The following is a 16,737-nucleotide window of genomic DNA, read 5'->3' as shown; positions in this document are numbered from 1 at the left end:
CTCCTTATTTGTCCCCACCGAGTCGTAAACCTTGCATGAAGTACTTGTTCAGCACGATGTACAAAATGATGATTGGGACGATACTGACGACCGAGGCCGCCATGATGTAGTTCCATTGTGTCGCGTTTTGGCTTTGGAACGACTGAAGTCCCAGCGTGAGCGTATACTTCTCTGGCGATGTGATATAGAGAAGCGGCTTCAAGAATTCGTTCCAGAAACCGAGAAAGACGAAGACGGCTTGCGTCGCGACCGAGGCTTTCGCCATCGGGAAGACGATGCGCCAAAACGTCTGGAATCGGTTCAATCCATCGACTTGAGCCGCCTCTTCGACTTCACGTGGGAAGTTGATGAAGAATTGCCGCATCAAGAAGATATAGGCAAAGTTTATCGCACCAGGTACGATCAGCGCCGCATACGTGTCTAAAATGCCGAGCGAGCGCATGATGAGATAGTTCGGGATGAGCAAAATCTGTCCCGGGACCATCATGACCGCTAGAATCAGCAAGAACAAGTAGTTCCGACCTGGGAATCGCAAGCGGGCAAGTGAATAACCGGCCATCGTATTAAAAATGACGTTGATGATTGTCCCCACTGTCGCGATGAAAAATGAGTTTAAGATCCAACGCGGAAACAATGGATCGTTCGTGAAGATGTGTTCATAGTTCGCAAGCGTCGGATTTTCGGGCCAAAGTGTCAGACCACCTGCGACAATCTCGCTATACGGTTTGAACGATGCGAGCACTGCCCATAGGAATGGGTACATCGTGACGAGCGCGTATGAAACGAGAATGACATACATGAGAATCCGTGGCCATTTTCTCTTTTTCATATCCCATTCCTCCTTAGTAGTTGGATTCTTCTTTATTTAACTTCCGAGCAAGCATCGATACGGTAAAGATGATGATCGTCAAAATGATGGCGAGCGCCGAGGCGTAGCCCATCGTCCCGATCGTTTGGAACGCATATTGATAAATGATCAGCGAGAACGTGAGCGTCGCATTGTTCGGTCCACCTGTCCCACCAGATATGATATAGGCTTGATCAAACAGTTGGAAACAACCGATGATCCCCATCAAAATGACGTAGTTCGTGACAGGTGTCAGGTTTGGGACCGTAATTTTCATCAATTTCTGCCATGCGTTCGCTCCATCTAACGATGCCGCCTCATATAAAGAAGTCGGGATATCTTGAAGTCCCGCGAGGTAAATCGTCATAAAAAATGGTACCGTCGACCAAATGTTCATGACCATGATCGTCGCAAGCGCAAAATCCGTTTCATTGATAAAGTTGATCGGTGCCTCGAGAAAACCAAAGTTGACGAGCGCATTGTTGATTGGTCCGTTCAGACTAAAGAGAAACATGAAAATCATCGTCAGCGCCGAGCTCGATGTGAGCGTCGGCAAGAAATAGATTGTCCGGAACGTGTTTTGAAACCGGATTCCGGAATTGAGGACCGCCGCCATGAGAAGGGCGACCGCCGTCTGGATCGGTACGACGAAGAGTGCGTAACGGAACGTATTATTTAGCGCCGCCCAAACCCGGTCATCGTTCCAGGCGTTGACGTAGTTCGTGAAACCGACCCATTGAAAATCAATTCCGCCAAACAAGTTGACGCGCGTGAACGATAAGAATAACGAATAGAAGATTGGGAGTAACGTAAACGTCACTAAGAGGATAATCGTCGGCAACATGAACGTGACACCTTGCAGGGCTTCCCGACGATTACGCTCGTTCCCTTTCTTTTTTTGAGGACCTGGCGCCTGTGACGCTGTGTCAGCACGACGATTTATCTCGAGTTGAGTGCCCATTTGACCCTTCCTTTCCGAACAAAAGTAGGCTCGCGGTTTCACGCGAGCCCTTCTTCTTACTGCAACTGCGTCTCGATATCTTTATTCGCGGCCTCTTCAGCGCGCTTCATCGCTTCTTCGAGTGTCATATCCCCTGTGAGGGCTGCCGGCAACAAGTTGTTGTATTCACGGGCAACAATCGAGAGTGAATCTCCTTTTTGCCACGGTGTCGCGTAAGCTCCAGCCGCAACGAACGGTGCTTTCAATTCATCGTCTTGCAGGTTCAACTCTTCAGCAATCGACTTGAGCGATGGAAGGACACCTGCCCCTTCAGACCAAACCTTCATACCGTCTTTCGATGTCGCGTAGTTGATGAACTCCCAACCAGCCGCCTTCTCATCCGAATCACTGTTCAGTGAGTAAGACACTGTGAACATCATAGAACCGCTGTCGCCACCAATTGTCGGTACTTCTTTTGTTCCCATCTCAACGTCAGGGAAGTTTTGTTCGATATGTGAGATCGCCCAGTTTCCTTCAATCATAATGGCTGCTTTTTCAGCACCGAACGAGTCACCGGCCCAGCCTTGACCAAGATCTGCTGGACGTTGAACGAGCTTGTCTTGATACGCATCGACAAGCGGTTGAAGCGCTGCAATCTGATCAGGTTGTGATAAGACCGCTTTTCCATCACCGTCGACGACATCCGTACCGCCCGACTGCATGACGAACATATGACGTGCGAGTTCAGATGTTGTAATGGCTGGTGCGACACCCGAAGGTAACTTGTCTTTTAATTCAGCGAGGAAAGCTGGAAGTTCTTCCATTTCGGCCGGAATATCCTCTGCCGTGAAGCCCGCATCCTCAATCATTTGTTTGTTATAGTAAAGACCGAGCGTCGAATAGTCTTTTGGCAATCCGAACAATTTATCATCCGACTTAAACGCGTTGATGGCCGGCTCGTAGAAATCACCAAGGTCTTTTTCAGCTTGTTCAACATACTGATCAATCGGTTCGAGGACACCTTGTTTCGATAACTCGGGTGCTAGAAACGCATCGACGTAGAAGACGTCAGGCGCTGTCCCACCGACCAGATCGGTCTGCAACTGGGTCTGATAGTCATTGTAGACTTTTTTCTTCACGGTGATGCCTGTTTCGTCGGTAAAGGCAGCAAGCATTTCGTCGAACGCCTTCACTTCAGCATCCGTTCCCTTCCAAGTCCCAACTGTGATTTCTTTTCCTTCGAGTTCTGTTGGGTCTGAAGCGACTTGAGCTTCTTCTTCTCCACCGCAAGCTGCCGTGAAGACAAGACCTGATAACATTAAAACTGATAATGGCTTCGAAACTTTCTTATTCATGCGTGATTTCCTCCTCATAGATGATTAATCAATAAACTTTAAGTAACCGCTTTCAACTCACAACTCGATTTTATACCCGAAACGTTTCGGAAAGCAAGCATTTTTTTATATTCGATATCGACCCTTGATAAATAAGGGTTTGCAGCTTTATGCATCAGCGACTAGAATAGATATATAATCATTCTACATGAAAACATTCATAACGTTTTCGGTGATAAGGAGTCTACTACCTATGGCAACTTTAAAAGACGTCTCGAAAGCTTCAGGTTTTTCGGTCACGACCGTCTCTCGAGCACTCAACGGGTACGATGACGTGAACAAAGAAACACGTGACAAAATATTAAGCATCGCCAAAGAGCTCGGATACAGCCCTAACATCTTGGCACGAAGCCTCGTCAAGAAGCAGTCAAAGACGATTGGCTTTCTCGTCACCGACCTAAAACGCGAGAGCGTCAAAGACAACTTCATGTTTGAGACGTTATGCGGCGTATCGGACGAACTAACAAAACTCGACTATGAATTCGTGTTATTGTCGACAACGACTTCAAAACAAAAAAATAAAACGTATGGTCAAATGTGCGCCGAGCGCCAACTCGACGGCGTCGTCATCCAAGGATTAAAACGCGACGACCCTTACTTGCTTGAGGCAATTGAAAGTACGGTCCCTTGTGTCTTAGTCGACATCCCAATCGAGGGCGTAAATACCGGGTATGTGACGTCTAACCAACTAGAGAGTGCTAAACAAGCGGTCCGTTACTTGCTTCGCCTCGGTCACCGCCATGTCGCCTTTATGAACGGTTCCCCGCATGCCTACGTCTCGACCGTACGCTATGACGCCTACCGTCAAGTGCTTCAAGAGAACGGGGTCGATACATTTGACGACTACGTATTGAATGGTGATTTTGAAGAACTCGCCGCTAAAGAAGTCGCCCTACCGTTTTTATTGAACCACCCAGAAGTAACGGCCATCTTTTGTGCTTCTGACGTCATGGCACTCGGCGTTCTTCAAGCAACTCGTGAACTCGGTCTGAATGTGCCCGAGGACTTATCGATTATCGGTTTTGATAACATCTTGTTATCCCAATACGTATCGCCACCACTCACGACAATCGGTCAACAACCGTATGAAATGGGCCGAGCGGCAGCGGAGATGGTCGTTCATATTGTCGAAGGAAAAGACGTCCCCCACGAGGCGTTCGTCAATAACCAACTCGTTTTACGAGAATCAGTCACGAAAAATCGGCGATGATTAGTCATCGCCGATTTTTCGTATCGTCATAAATGCAAAGATTCCCACTGTAGCCCAATACAGCACCGCAAGCATCGGGACGTTGACCGGTAATAGGTCGATGATGGTACGAGCGACGAGCGGAGCTGTAATACCATACGCCGTGATCGTCCACGCTTCCTTATAGCGGATTGGCACGAAACGTTTGAAGCTGAGACCAGCTAACGCCAACAAGGAAATCAAGATGAGATGAACAACAAGATCGAGCAGGACCGATCCATAAATATAGACTGGATAAAACCAGTTTAAGTCTTCTAATACACTTTGAACGTCACGCTCGGATAGTTCGCTGCTCCCGGTGAACGACAAGAGTGACGTGTAACCGTTCAATTCCGTCTCCACACCGCTCCGTTTGAAGACCCACCCCTCATCCGCTAGTAATAGCGTCTGTTTCGTGTTCGTCGGTATTTCCTCCCCGACCATGACTGTCAAATCAAGTACCGGCACGTCGAAAACGAACGCCTCATCATACTGCAATCCAGCATCCGTCACCGAAAAAGCCGGCAACTCGACCAGCTGAGTAGATTGATTCACCCACTTCACACCGTAAACAATCGTATTCGAGACCAACAGTGCGATCAAAACGTAAAAGACCGACTTCCAGATCGATTGGCCGCGCCACATTTTCACTTGATCGAATCTAAATCCCAAACTTGCAACTAATTGCTCCATGACAAACCTCTTTCCTAAAACGTTTCTAACCCCATTAAATCACGATTTATCATTCGAATAAACCCAATATATCAAAAATAGTGGTTGAACATCCGAAACGTTTCGGATAGAATGGGGTCGAATCAAGAAAGCGCTTTATCATACAGGAGGTTATACCGTGACAAACACACTGATGAACTATACGACTGGCACAGGTGATTTACAAAATTGGCTCGTCTCAGAGGACGGTTTCCGACCAGAGTGGCTCGGCAAAGGCGAAACGGTGTTTTCACTCGGAAACGGGTACATGGGGCTACGGTCCGTTACAGAAGAACATTATGCGAACGAGACACGAAACTTATTCGTCGCCGGAACGTTCAATAAATTTGCGGCGAACGAAGTGACAGAACTGCCAAATGCGGCGGATGTCTTATGGATGGAATTTAAATTGAACGGGGTTCGCTTCGATTTGACACAAGGAAAGATCCACGCCTATCGTCGCACTCTTAACCTAAAACAAGCGGAACTCATTCGAGAAGTGACGTGGGAAAGTCCAAACGGTGATGTGTTCGAACTCGTCTTCAAGCGGTTCGTCTCGATGGCGAACTTGCATAGTATCGCTCAGCGCGTATCTATCACGCCGAAGCAACAGACAGTACTCACCCTTACGTCAGGCATAAACGGTCAAACGACAAACAGCGGGGTTCAACATTTCCTCGAAGGGGATAAACGCTTATATGACGGGCGTTTCATGCAACAAATTCAGACGACGACCGAATCGGGCATCGACTTCGCGTTCCATAGCGTGCACCACTTTATGCTCAATGAGACAATCGAGCCAAAATCAATCATCAAGATGGATCGTCGTAAAATCTTCTTTGACTACTCGGACATGATCATCCCCCAAGACGAGACGTTGACGATTGAGAAGTATTCGACCATCTTCACATCACGCGACAAAGAATTGACGGTCGAGACGACCGAAGAACTCGCGAATCACGCGCTCAACGTGACAAAAGAAATCGAGGCGATGGGATACGACCGCTTGCTCGAGGAGCATATCCAGACTTGGAACGAGCTTGTCTGGGAGCACGCCCCGATTGCAATCGAATCGAACGCGATGTTCGACCAGCTCGCAATCCGCTTCGCACAGTACCACTTGGCTGTCATGACACCGAAACATGATAATCGGATGAACGTCGGTGCGAAAGGCTTGTCGGGCGAAGGGTATAAAGGCCATACGTTCTGGGACACGGAAATATTTATTCTCCCGTATTACACGTATACGAACCCAAAAATCGCTCGCAGCCTGCTCGAGTACCGCTACCAATCACTTTCCGGCGCTCATCGCAAAGCGAAAGAGAACGGATACGAGGGTGCCATGTTCCCGTGGGAGTCGGCATGGCTTGATGATGGTGAAGTCACACCGATCTGGGGCGCGGCCGATATCGTCACAGGTGAAGCAACGAAAATTTGGTCGGGCTTCATCGAGCAGCACATCACGTCAGACATCGCCTTCGCCGCTTGGCAGTATTACCATGTCACCGGTGACCAGGACTTTATGGATCGCTACGGGTATGAACTGCTTATCGACACAGCCAAGTTCTGGGCAAGCCGCTTAGAGTGGGATGAAGAAACAAAGCGCTATGAGATCAACGAAGTAGTTGGACCAGACGAGTATAAAGAGCACGTCGATAACAACGCCTTCACGAACTATACGGCGCACTGGAACATTAACAAGGCAATCGAGTATGTCGAGTTGCTCCGTACGGATAAACCTGAACTTTTCGAGCAGTTGAACGACAAACTCGACCTAGAAACGGCGGACGAACGCTTCCGTCACGTGCTCGACTTAATTTACTTGCCACAAGTACGCGAGGACGGGGTGTTGCCACAAGACGACACCTATTTACAAAAAGAGATCATCGACTTGACGAAGTATAAGAATCAAGAGAACGTCGGTTCGCTGTTCCTCGACTATAACCTTGAACAAGTGAACGAGATTCAAGTGTCTAAACAAGCAGACGTTATGATTCTCATGTATTTGTTGGAAGATCTGTTCTCTGCGGACGTGAAACGCGCCAACTGGAACTATTATGAACCGAAAACGTTGCACGATTCGTCACTGTCTTTATCGACACATAGTGTTTTGGCATCTGATCTCGGCGATCAAGAATTGGCATACGATTTGTTCCGCCGCGCCTCTGAAATCGATCTCGGCCCGAACATGAAGACGTCAGACGCCGGTATCCATGCTGCTTCGCTTGGTGGCATTTGGCAAGCAGTCGTCAATGGCTTCGGCGGTGTCCGTATGGCAGGCGGCAAGCTTCGAATTTCGCCGATGCTCCCGAAAGCTTGGACCTCACTCACGTTCTCAATCGACTGGCAAGGCGAGACGCTCGACGTGAAGGCGACGCAAGAAAAAGTGACGATCACTCGACGTCAACCAACAGATGATGCCGTCACAATCGAAGTGTATGGCGAAGAACGTTTAATCGTAGACGCTTTCACGAGCGAAGTGCTGTCGGTATGACGTTTCGTCCCCACTATCACTTCGCCCCGCCGTTCGGTTGGATGAACGACCCGAATGGACTGTGCCAGTATAATGGTGTCTATCATCTGTTCTATCAGTACCATCCGTTCGGGGTAGACTGGGACGATATGCACTGGGGACATGCCACGTCGACCGACCTCATTCGTTGGGAGCACAAACCAATCGCCCTTCGTCCCGGTCTAGACTATGACCAGGACGGGGTCTTCTCAGGGAGCGCCCTCGTGAAAGACGGCGTACTTCACTTGTATTATACCGGCAACGTGTGGCTTGATGAGAAACGCGAGGCGCTCAGGCAAGTTCAATGCCTCGCCACGTCAGCAGATGGCAACACGTTCAAAAAGCATTTAGACAATCCAATCATCTCCGGCGAACCCGCACGGGGTAACGCTCACGTCCGCGACCCGAAAGTATGGGAACAAGACGGGCGCTACTACATGGTACTCGGTACGCGTGACGCGACAGACGGAAAAGTCGTCCTCTATGACTCGGACGATGCCATTCATTGGTCTGAGCGCGGCGTTATCGCTGGGGAGACGGGCGAACACGGTTGGATGTGGGAATGTCCCGACCTGTTTCACCTTGACGGTCACGACGTCTTGCTCCTTTCACCCCAAGGGATGGAGCAAGACGGTGATCGATATCATAACTTGCATCAGTGCGGATACTTCGTCGGTCACCTCGACTTGAACGCCCCGCTCTTCACACATGGCACTTTTACCGAGCTCGATTATGGCCACGATTTCTACGCCGCCCAAACGTTCCTTGACGAACGAGGACGACGTATTTTGATCGCGTGGAATGCCATGTGGGAACGTGATTGGCCGGAACAAGCCGAAGGATGGACGAATCAGATGACAATCCCGCGCGAGTTATCGCTTCGAAATGGACGACTGTACATGACTCCAATCGAAGAAATGGCATCGCTTCGGCAGACGAGCCAGCGCTTAGCTGGACCGAAATTTGAAGGAGACGCGTTCGAACTTTCTTTTGACACAGAAGCCGACTTTCAATTCGCCTGTTTCGGGGAGACCGCTACCTTCTCGAAATCTGGTAATACACTCGAATTGACACGCGGACATGAGGTACGTCGCCTACAAGCGAGCGGTCGTACATTCCGCATCTTCGTCGACGCTTCTTCAATCGAAGTGTTCGTCAATGACGGTGAGTTCGTCTTCTCAAGTCGGGTCTATCCGAGCGAGAAGCGCACGCATCAATTGACGGGAGACGTGACTGCGACGCTCCATCGCTACTAAAACAACCCGAGACTCATGTCTCGGGCTGTTTCAGTTTACATAGAACCTTTCGACCTCGTCCGTCATGATGGCGTCGACACCAGTCATGTCCGGCAGCTCGCTCGGGTCGTTGATCGTGTAGAGCCGAATCAAACGATTCTGTTCCCGAAGCGTCGTCCAGTCTCTCGTCCCGATAAACTCCGGTTGAGCATGGACAGCCTCGGCCCCAATCCGCTCGACGAAATCGACCAGTTTTGGATGTCCCTCCCCGGTCAAAACGGCGATCCTCGCTTCTCGGGCGATATCTCGTAACCGGATGAGCGTATCCGGATTGAATGACGAGAAGACGACACGTTGCTCGAGCTTGAACTCGGTGACAGCGAGCCATGTGAGATATTCAATCCCGTCATAATCGAATCGATCCGTCTTCAGTTCGATATTGAGCGTGACATCGGACGATTCAACCAATAAGAGTACTTCTTCGAGCGTCGGGATTCGTTCCCCGCTCTCGGTGCGGAGTAAACGAAGTTGGCGGAGCGTCATATCTTTGACGTATCCACTCCCGTCCGTCGTCCGGTCGACCGTCTCGTCATGGATGACGACGAGACGACCATCGCTTGTCAATTGGACGTCGAGCTCGATCCCGTCGGCGAAAGGTAACGCCGCTCGAAACGCCGACAACGTATTTTCTGGATACTTGGCGCTATAGCCGCGATGCGCGTAAATCAACATGTCACTGCCCCAAGGTGGAAGTCGTCTCGTCAGCTGCTCGCTTCAACGCCTCCTCGACCGATACGCCTTGGTACAGGCTCTCCATCGCGTTGACGACGCTCTGACGGGATTGCGGGAACGTCGAGATGAGCGCGCCTTGTGTTGCCGGCGAAGCTTTCGTCTCACTCAATTGATCGACCGTCACTTTCAGTTGCGGATACTCGGCCCACATCTCTTTGACGATCGGTTCGTTATACGCTTCTGGGTTGATGGCGAAGTACCCCGTCTCGACGTGCCACTTGGCCTGTGCTTCTTTTGAGGCCGCGTACTTCATGAACTCCCATGCGCCTTGTTTCGTCTCGTCGGCGATGCCGTCACCCATCCAGAGCGAGGCGCCACCGATGATGACACCTTCCCGCTCGGCTTCGTTCGGGACCGGCAAGTATGACGCCCCGACCTCGAAGTCAGCGTTGTCCGCGACGGTGCGAATGCCGGCTGACGAGTCGAGATACATCGCGACTTTCCCTGATTGGAAGGCGGCACGCATATCGTCCCAGTTTTGGCCGACGTTCATGAACGTCTTCTCGTCGTACATGTCTTTGATCAAATTGAAGGCGTTCTGTCCTTCTTCTCCGTCAAATACCGCTTTTGTCGGCGCTCCGCTGCGCCCGTTATCGTTGTCGACATATAACCCGCCTTGTGCGGCGACGAGCTGTTCGAAGAACCAGCCGTAGTTGAGCATCGTGAAGCCGGTCTGCCCGTCGGTCGTGAGCGCCTTCGCCGCTTGCTTCAATTCGTCGTATGTCCGCGGCGCCTTCTCTGGGTCGAGTCCCGCTTTTTCAAACGCGTCCTTGTTGTAGATCAGTACCGGTGTCGACGAGTTGAACGGCATCGAGTACTGCTTGCCGTCGACTTGGTAATAACTCAAGATGTTCTCTTCCCAGACATTCGTGTCGAAGTCCTCTTTGTCGATGAACTCTTGGACCGGCGTGATTTTGTTCGTGTCGATCATATATTTCGTTCCGACCTCGAACGTCTGCATGATGGCCGGCGCGTCCGGTGACCCTGCGACGGCGTTGAACTTCGTGAGCGCTTCTTCATACGTACCTTGGAACACCGGTTTTACTTCATACTCCTCCTGCGACTCGTTGAAGGCGTCGACTTGGTTGTTGAGCGCGGTCTCTAAGTCCCCGCTCATCGCGTGCCAAAATACGACTTCCGTCTTCCCGTCCTCCGTCGCCGAAGCGGCCGGCTCCGCCTCCTCGCTACCACATGCCCCGAGCAACAATACCGAACTGGCCAACCCTGCGAATAATGCTTTCTTTTTCATCCTATATTCCCCCTTTTATTTAATCGCGCCTTGCGTCAAACCTTCTTGCAACTGTTTTTGTCCAGCGAATAACAGCATCAGCGTCGGGATGATGATCATGATGACCGCCGCCATGACGACACCCCAATCCGAGGCGACCTCATTTGACTGCATCTGTTTAATCCCGATCTGTACCGTGCGCGCCTGCTCCGTGTTCGTGACGAGGAGCGGCCATAAGTACATGTTCCACGTCGTCAAAAAACTGTAGACGGACAACGTGACGAGCGGCGTCTTCGAGACCGGTAAGACGATATTCCAAAAGAAACGGAAGCGGCTGACCCCGGCGATTTGTGACGCCTCATACATCTCGTGCGGGATTGTCTTGAACTGTTGCCGAAGCAGGAACGTCCCGAACGCGAGCGCGAAGAATGGGACCGACAGCCCCCATACCGAGTTCAACCAACCGAGTGACTGGATAGTCAAGAAGTTCGGCACCATCGTCGCTTCCCACGGCACCATCATCGTCGCGAGGAAGAGCATGAAGATAATCCCTTTCCCCTTGAAGTCGATGAAGACGAATGCGAACGCGGCAAGGCTCGACAAGGCGACTTGTCCGACCATGACGAGGAGTGCGACGACGAGGCTGTTCCACAAGTACGTCAACAGCGGCAGGCGCTCGAACGCGGCGACATAGTTGTCGAACGTCACGTCGCGCGGGATGAGGTTCCCTTTCAGCACTTCACTTCCGTCCATCAAACTGATCGAGAACGCGTAGGCGATTGGGAACAACATGACGAGCGTACTCAAGACGAGGAGCGTATACGTGACTGCTTTCCGAAGCGTCATTGGTAATGCACCTTCCTTTCGACGAGCTTGAACTGGAGCCACGTCAAGAGCAGCACCGTGACGAACAAGAGCACCGCCTGGGCGCTCGCCCCACCGACGTTATAGTTGATGAACGCGTCCTTGTAGATGGCGTAGACGATGACGTTCGTCGAATTCGTCGGACCGCCTTTCGTCAGTAGATCAATCTGTCCGAACGTCTGGAACGCGTTGATGAGCGAAATGATACCGACGAAGAAGAGCGTCGGTGACAGCATCGGAATCGTGATTGACCGAAGCTGCGTCCCGTAACTCGTCCCAGCGATGTCCGCGCTCTCGTACAGCGTCCGGTCGATATTTTGCAGTCCCCCGAGAATGATCAAAAATGTGAAACCGATGTTCATCCAGACGGTCGCGAGCGATACGGACAGGAGTGCATACTGCGGGTCAAGTAGCCACTGTACCCCACTCGCCCCGACCGCTTCTAAGAAACGGTTGAAGATGCCGATCGACGGATTGTACATAAACATCCAAATGACCGATGATGCCGCGACGCTCATCCCCATCGTCGCCGAGAACGCCGTCCGGAAGAAACCGATACCGCGTAGTTTCTCATTAGCGAGCAGCGCTAACCCTAGCGCGATGATGATTGTGAGCGGAACGGTCAACAGAACGAAGCCGACCGTCGCTTGGATGCTTTGCCAAAACGAGGCGCTCGTGAACAGTTTCGCGTAGTGCTCACCCCCGACGAAGCTTAGCGGCGTCCCCTGCGTATCGGTCCGAAAAAAGCTCAAGTAGATCGTCCGGAACAACGGATAGACGAGGAAGATGCCAAACAGCGCAATCGAGGGCGATAAATATAAGATCCCGGCCGCTGCGTCCGAGAGGCGTGCCCGGACTCTCTGTTTCGGCAACGCGACCGTCATTGGAACACCTCCAGCGCCTCGAACAGTTTCGGTTGCCGTGGCTCGATGCGATCGCCGGCCGTATCAAACAGCGACATTTGTTTCGGATCGACGTAACAAGCGATCTTCTCCCCGATCGAGAGCGGCCACTGTCCAAGCCATTTGGCGAGCCATTCGGTCCCACCCATATCGAACGCAAGAATCGTTTCGGTGCCGAGCACCTCGATGTTCTTCAGTTCGGCATAAAACGTCACCGTCTCACCGGCCGGTGTGATTTGTTCCGGCCGAATACCGAGCGTTGCCACATCGTGTTTCGTCACCGTATTCGGATGGAACAGACGTCCATCCGCGGCAATCCAGCCTTTCTCCGCCCGTTTTACCTCGGTCAAGTTCATCGGAGGCGAGCCGATGAACGAGGCGACGAACGTATTCGCCGGTTTGTTGTACAAATCGAGCGGCTTGCCGACTTGCTGAACTTCCCCGTCGTTCAATAACATCATCCGATCGGCCATCGTCATCGCCTCGACTTGGTCGTGCGTCACGTAAATCATCGTCAAATTCAGCTTGCGTTGCAGTTGGCGGATCTCCGAACGCATCTTGGCCCGGAGCTTGGCGTCAAGGTTCGAGAGCGGCTCGTCCATGAGGCAGATTGGCGCCTCGGTGACGATAGCCCGGGCCAGTGCGACCCGTTGCCGCTGACCACCTGATAATTGGCGGGGCTTACGCTTCAAATAGTCGGTCAGACCGAGTGTCTCGGCCGCCGCATCGCACCGTTCGCGCTGCTCGAGCTTCGTGAGCCCTTTCGTATGTAGTCCGAACGTAATATTTTTCTCGACCGTCATATGCGGATAGAGCGCATAGTTTTGGAATACCATCGACAGTTGCCGCTCGCTTGGCTTCAGCTCGTTCGCAGCGACGCCGTCAATCCGGAGCGTTCCGCTCGTGATCGACTCGAGACCGGCGATCATCCGGAGCATCGTGCTCTTGCCGCAACCCGACGGTCCGACGAGCGCGAAAAATTCGCCCGGCTCAATCGTGACATCGATGCCGCGGATGACCTCGGTGTCCCCGTATGATTTTTTGAGGTCTTGCAGTTGGATCGACTTCATGCCATTTCCTCCTTCGTCGCGTGTGACGCCCATAGCCGCTCGTCCCCTGTCGAGACGGCGAACGCCCCATGTGACAACGCTTGGTGAACTTCGATCGGTTTGCGGATCATCCCGCCCGTCACGATTGGGAGTGAGACGCTACCGGCGACATGTTCGATTACGCTCGGGATGAGACCGGGCATGAGTTCGAGTGCGTCCGGCTGTTGATTGTTCGCCATCTTGATGCCTGATGTGACGGCGTCCGAATCGACGAGGAACAGGCGTTGCACCGTCATCAGGCCAGCCCGTTTGGCGTGTTGGATGACGGACGCTTTCGTCGTAACGATACCGTCGGCGCCGACCCGTTTCGCCAAATAATCGATGCCTTCCCGGTCGAGACTAATGCCGTTGATTCGTTCCGCGTGCAGGAACACGGTCCGGTTCTCCCGCTTTAAATGGGTTACATAACGGTCGAGCGTGCTGAGCGTGCCCATCATAAGGAACGTCGTCGTGACGTCCGATTGCAGGAACTTCTCGAGCTGTTTTGGCGACTTGATCGATGCGATCATCTTCTCTCGTCCAATCGTGCGAATTGTTGGATTCACTTGAATCATCCTCTCTTAAGAAAAAAGGACCAACAGAAACATGACGTCACGGACGTATGGGCTTCTGTTGGTCTCTCGAATGTTCTACCGAATGCTATTCACTTTGGATTGAGGGGTCTCACAAGTCATATCGTACCGAACGATTGTAAAGTGTCCGTGAACGCTCTGCAAAATTTCATTAAGGAAACGTAAAAAAACCGATTCACGGGGAATCGGTCAATGTCTGTCGCGCCTTCGCCAAGATGTCGGCTTTGACGTCGTCGTCACGCCCTTGCCAGTTGCGGACCATCATCTTCATACGTTGGTTGTTCGAGAAGCGTTCCTCGTGCTTGTCGATGAAGTTCCAGTACAGGGCGTTGAACGGACAGGCGTCAGCCTCGGTCGTCTGTTTCGGGTTATACTTACAGCCTTTGCAATAGTCGCTCATCCGGTCGATGTATCTGCCTGAGGCGATGTAGGGCTTCGTCGCAAGACGTCCCCCATCAGCGTGGAGCGCCATGCCGAGCACGTTCGGCAACACGACCCAGTCGTAGGCATCGATATACATCTCGTTGAACCAGTCGCTCGTCTGTTGTGGTGAGATCTCGAACAGCGTCGCATAGTTACCGAGCACCATCAGCCGCTGGATGTGATGGTTGTGCGCCCGCTCGACGACCGGCTTCAGACTCTCGTGCATACAGTTCAGGTCCGTTTCCGCGTCCCAAAACAAACCCGGTAAGTCACGCTCGTGGTTGAACGTGTTCACGTCTCGATAGTCGGGCATCAACGCCACATAGACGGCGCGCATATATTCCCGCCAACCGAGGATTTGGCGGACGAACCCTTCGACTGAAGCGAGGGGTGCGTCGGTCGCGCAGGCCGCTTTGACGACCTCATGCGGTGTCAGCAGTCCGACATTGATTGCCGCCGACAACAGACTGTGCGACATCTCCGGGTTTTTGGTCAACATCGCGTCCTGATACGGGCCGAACGTCTCGAGCCGCTCGTCGACGAAACGCTTGAGTGCTCGTCTTGCCTCGTCCCGCGTCACCGGCCAAGCGAACGGTTCGATTTGTCCGGGGTGGTCGGAAAACGTCGTCTCGACTTTTCGGATCACATCTGTCGTGATGGCGTCAGGTCGGAAGTGGATGGCCGGTGGGAACGTGAGCCCGGATTTTGGCGGCTGGCGATTGTCCGCGTCGAACGACCACTTGCCGCCTTTTGCCTTCCCGTCTTCGAGCAACACGTCAAACCGTTTGCGCATATGACGGTAGAACCGGTCCATACGCCACGGCTCGCTGCCGAGCGTGTCGACGGCCTCCTCTTTTGTTAAATAAAACAGGGGCACGTCCGTGTGTTCGATGAGCGTGTGTTTCTTCCCGAACTGTTTCAGCTTCCGCTCCATCGGTTCATCGGTGACGGCCGTGTAGTGAATCGCATCGGGATTAAAGCGGCTGAAGTGGTCGTCCCACGCGTCTTGGAACGAGTCGGCCTCGTGGTAGTCGACGGTGAAGCCGCGCTCGCGTAACTCCTCGGCGAAATGCCGCATCGCCGAGAAGATGAGGACGAGCTTTTGTTTATGATACTTCCGCCACATCGCCCGTGACGTCGCCTCGATCATGACGATGACGTCATCGGCTTTGACATGTTCGAGCATCTCGAGGTCGTGTGATAACTGATTGCCGAAGATCCAAAATGAGCGCACGGATTCATCCCCTCTCTGATTTTTTGATTGTGCTACACTCAATTTACATCTGCTTCATTTAGAAAGGAATGGTTCGATGCGCCCGAAACGTCTGCAAACATGGATCGACAGCCAATACGAGAACCCGCGCAGTATCGTCGGGACGTACATCGGCGAGAAGATGGTTCGCCAACACCGGGTCGAAGTCGACTGGACGATTGAACAGTTGGCGGTTCAGCCGGGCGACCGCATCCTCGACCTCGGTTGTGGAGCCGGTGACGCGATCGCGCAAATGCTTCGTAGCTTTGATGAGGTGCACGTGACCGGGCTCGACCGTTCCCCGACCATCGTCCGCTCAGCCTCAAAACGAAATCGAGCGGCCTTGCAAGCAGGGCGAGCCGAGGTCGTCGAAGGCGACCTCGAGACACTCCCGTTTCCGGAAGGGAGTTTCAATCACGTCTTCAGCATCCATACGCTCTACTTTTGGAAAGACTTGACGAAGACGCTCTCCGAGATTGAACGTGTCCTCAAACCAGGCGGCTCGTTCGTCATCACGTACTGTGACGGGAAAGGCGACGTGACCTGGGACGGGATCACGACGCTCGTCCGGGAACAGCTCATCCCTTCCGCCAAGACGCTCGGTATGACAGACGTCTCTGACCAGCGCGGACCTGATTCTCGCGATTATCGTACGGTCGCGGTGAGTGGACGCAAAACGCAATCCTAATTGAGCAACCCCTCTCACAACAACAGCCCCTTTCTTTATT

Annotated in this window: 15 protein-coding genes; 4 read left to right on the top strand and 11 right to left on the bottom strand. The window is 52.4% G+C overall.

From position 1 onward, the window contains the following. Positions 1–4: 4 nt before the first annotated feature. From EVJ22_RS07135 to EVJ22_RS07125, 3 genes are read right to left on the bottom strand one after another with little or no spacing between them, the layout of a single operon-like run. A complete protein-coding gene (locus tag EVJ22_RS07135; RefSeq protein WP_071398317.1) occupies positions 5–829 on the bottom strand; it encodes a carbohydrate ABC transporter permease in 825 nt (274 codons plus the stop codon). Positions 830–842: 13 nt separating this feature from the next. Next, entirely contained in the window at positions 843–1,808 is a 966-nt protein-coding gene (locus EVJ22_RS07130) for a carbohydrate ABC transporter permease (protein WP_131443569.1), read from the bottom strand. Between the two features lie 56 nt (positions 1,809–1,864). Beyond that, complete coding sequence (locus EVJ22_RS07125; protein WP_071398319.1) at positions 1,865–3,142, bottom strand: ABC transporter substrate-binding protein; 1,278 nt, start codon at positions 3,140–3,142, stop codon at positions 1,865–1,867. A 232-nt stretch (positions 3,143–3,374) separates the two neighbouring features. Between EVJ22_RS07125 and EVJ22_RS07120 the strand changes: the two genes are divergently transcribed. After that, positions 3,375–4,391: a LacI family DNA-binding transcriptional regulator gene (locus EVJ22_RS07120; protein ID WP_071398320.1), complete on the top strand. Its 1,017-nt coding sequence runs from the start codon at positions 3,375–3,377 to the stop codon at positions 4,389–4,391. Here the strand turns inward: EVJ22_RS07120 and EVJ22_RS07115 are convergent, their stop codons facing one another. After that, complete coding sequence (locus EVJ22_RS07115) at positions 4,392–5,102, bottom strand: DUF1189 family protein (RefSeq protein WP_131439101.1); 711 nt, start codon at positions 5,100–5,102, stop codon at positions 4,392–4,394. 172 nt (positions 5,103–5,274) lie between these two features. Here EVJ22_RS07115 and EVJ22_RS07110 point away from each other — a divergent pair, with 172 nt between their 5' ends. Further along, the gene (locus EVJ22_RS07110; RefSeq protein WP_131443666.1) at positions 5,275–7,614 is read left to right on the top strand and encodes a glycoside hydrolase family 65 protein; all 2,340 of its coding nucleotides are present in this window, start codon (positions 5,275–5,277) and stop codon (positions 7,612–7,614) included. Continuing rightward, complete coding sequence (locus EVJ22_RS07105; RefSeq protein WP_131443568.1) at positions 7,611–8,888, top strand: glycoside hydrolase family 32 protein; 1,278 nt, start codon at positions 7,611–7,613, stop codon at positions 8,886–8,888. Before EVJ22_RS07110 ends, EVJ22_RS07105 begins: the two co-directional genes overlap by 4 nt. 30 nt (positions 8,889–8,918) lie before the next feature. Here the strand turns inward: EVJ22_RS07105 and EVJ22_RS07100 are convergent, their stop codons facing one another. The 7 genes from EVJ22_RS07100 to EVJ22_RS07070 form a co-directional block, all read right to left on the bottom strand. After that, positions 8,919–9,599, bottom strand: coding sequence for a glycerophosphodiester phosphodiesterase (locus tag EVJ22_RS07100; protein WP_131443567.1), 681 nt, complete (start codon positions 9,597–9,599; stop codon positions 8,919–8,921). Between the two features lies 1 nt (position 9,600). Further along, positions 9,601–10,908, bottom strand: coding sequence for an ABC transporter substrate-binding protein (locus EVJ22_RS07095; protein WP_131439107.1), 1,308 nt, complete (start codon positions 10,906–10,908; stop codon positions 9,601–9,603). A 15-nt stretch (positions 10,909–10,923) separates the two neighbouring features. Beyond that, complete coding sequence (locus EVJ22_RS07090; protein WP_131443566.1) at positions 10,924–11,733, bottom strand: carbohydrate ABC transporter permease; 810 nt, start codon at positions 11,731–11,733, stop codon at positions 10,924–10,926. Continuing rightward, complete coding sequence (locus tag EVJ22_RS07085; RefSeq protein ID WP_070328148.1) at positions 11,730–12,635, bottom strand: carbohydrate ABC transporter permease; 906 nt, start codon at positions 12,633–12,635, stop codon at positions 11,730–11,732. Before EVJ22_RS07085 ends, EVJ22_RS07090 begins: the two co-directional genes overlap by 4 nt. Further along, entirely contained in the window at positions 12,632–13,723 is a 1,092-nt protein-coding gene (locus EVJ22_RS07080; protein WP_131443565.1) for an ABC transporter ATP-binding protein, read from the bottom strand. The genes EVJ22_RS07085 and EVJ22_RS07080 overlap by 4 nt, the downstream gene beginning before the upstream one ends. Then, complete coding sequence (locus EVJ22_RS07075) at positions 13,720–14,316, bottom strand: glycerol-3-phosphate responsive antiterminator (protein WP_131443564.1); 597 nt, start codon at positions 14,314–14,316, stop codon at positions 13,720–13,722. The genes EVJ22_RS07080 and EVJ22_RS07075 overlap by 4 nt, the downstream gene beginning before the upstream one ends. 193 nt (positions 14,317–14,509) lie before the next feature. After that, positions 14,510–15,991 (bottom strand): cryptochrome/photolyase family protein, encoded by a 1,482-nt coding sequence (locus EVJ22_RS07070; protein ID WP_131443563.1) that lies wholly within the window; start codon positions 15,989–15,991, stop codon positions 14,510–14,512. Positions 15,992–16,067: 76 nt separating this feature from the next. Between EVJ22_RS07070 and EVJ22_RS07065 the strand changes: the two genes are divergently transcribed. After that, positions 16,068–16,697 carry a class I SAM-dependent methyltransferase gene (locus EVJ22_RS07065; RefSeq protein ID WP_131443562.1) on the top strand — a complete coding sequence of 210 codons (630 nt, stop codon included), beginning with the start codon at positions 16,068–16,070 and terminating at the stop codon, positions 16,695–16,697. The last annotated feature ends 40 nt before the right edge of the window (positions 16,698–16,737 follow it).

Origin of the sequence: Exiguobacterium sp. SH0S7 (assembly GCF_004337195.1) — a bacterium.
GTDB classification, from domain to species: domain Bacteria; phylum Bacillota; class Bacilli; order Exiguobacteriales; family Exiguobacteriaceae; genus Exiguobacterium; species Exiguobacterium aurantiacum_A.
This window is presented reverse-complemented; position numbering and strand designations above follow the sequence as displayed.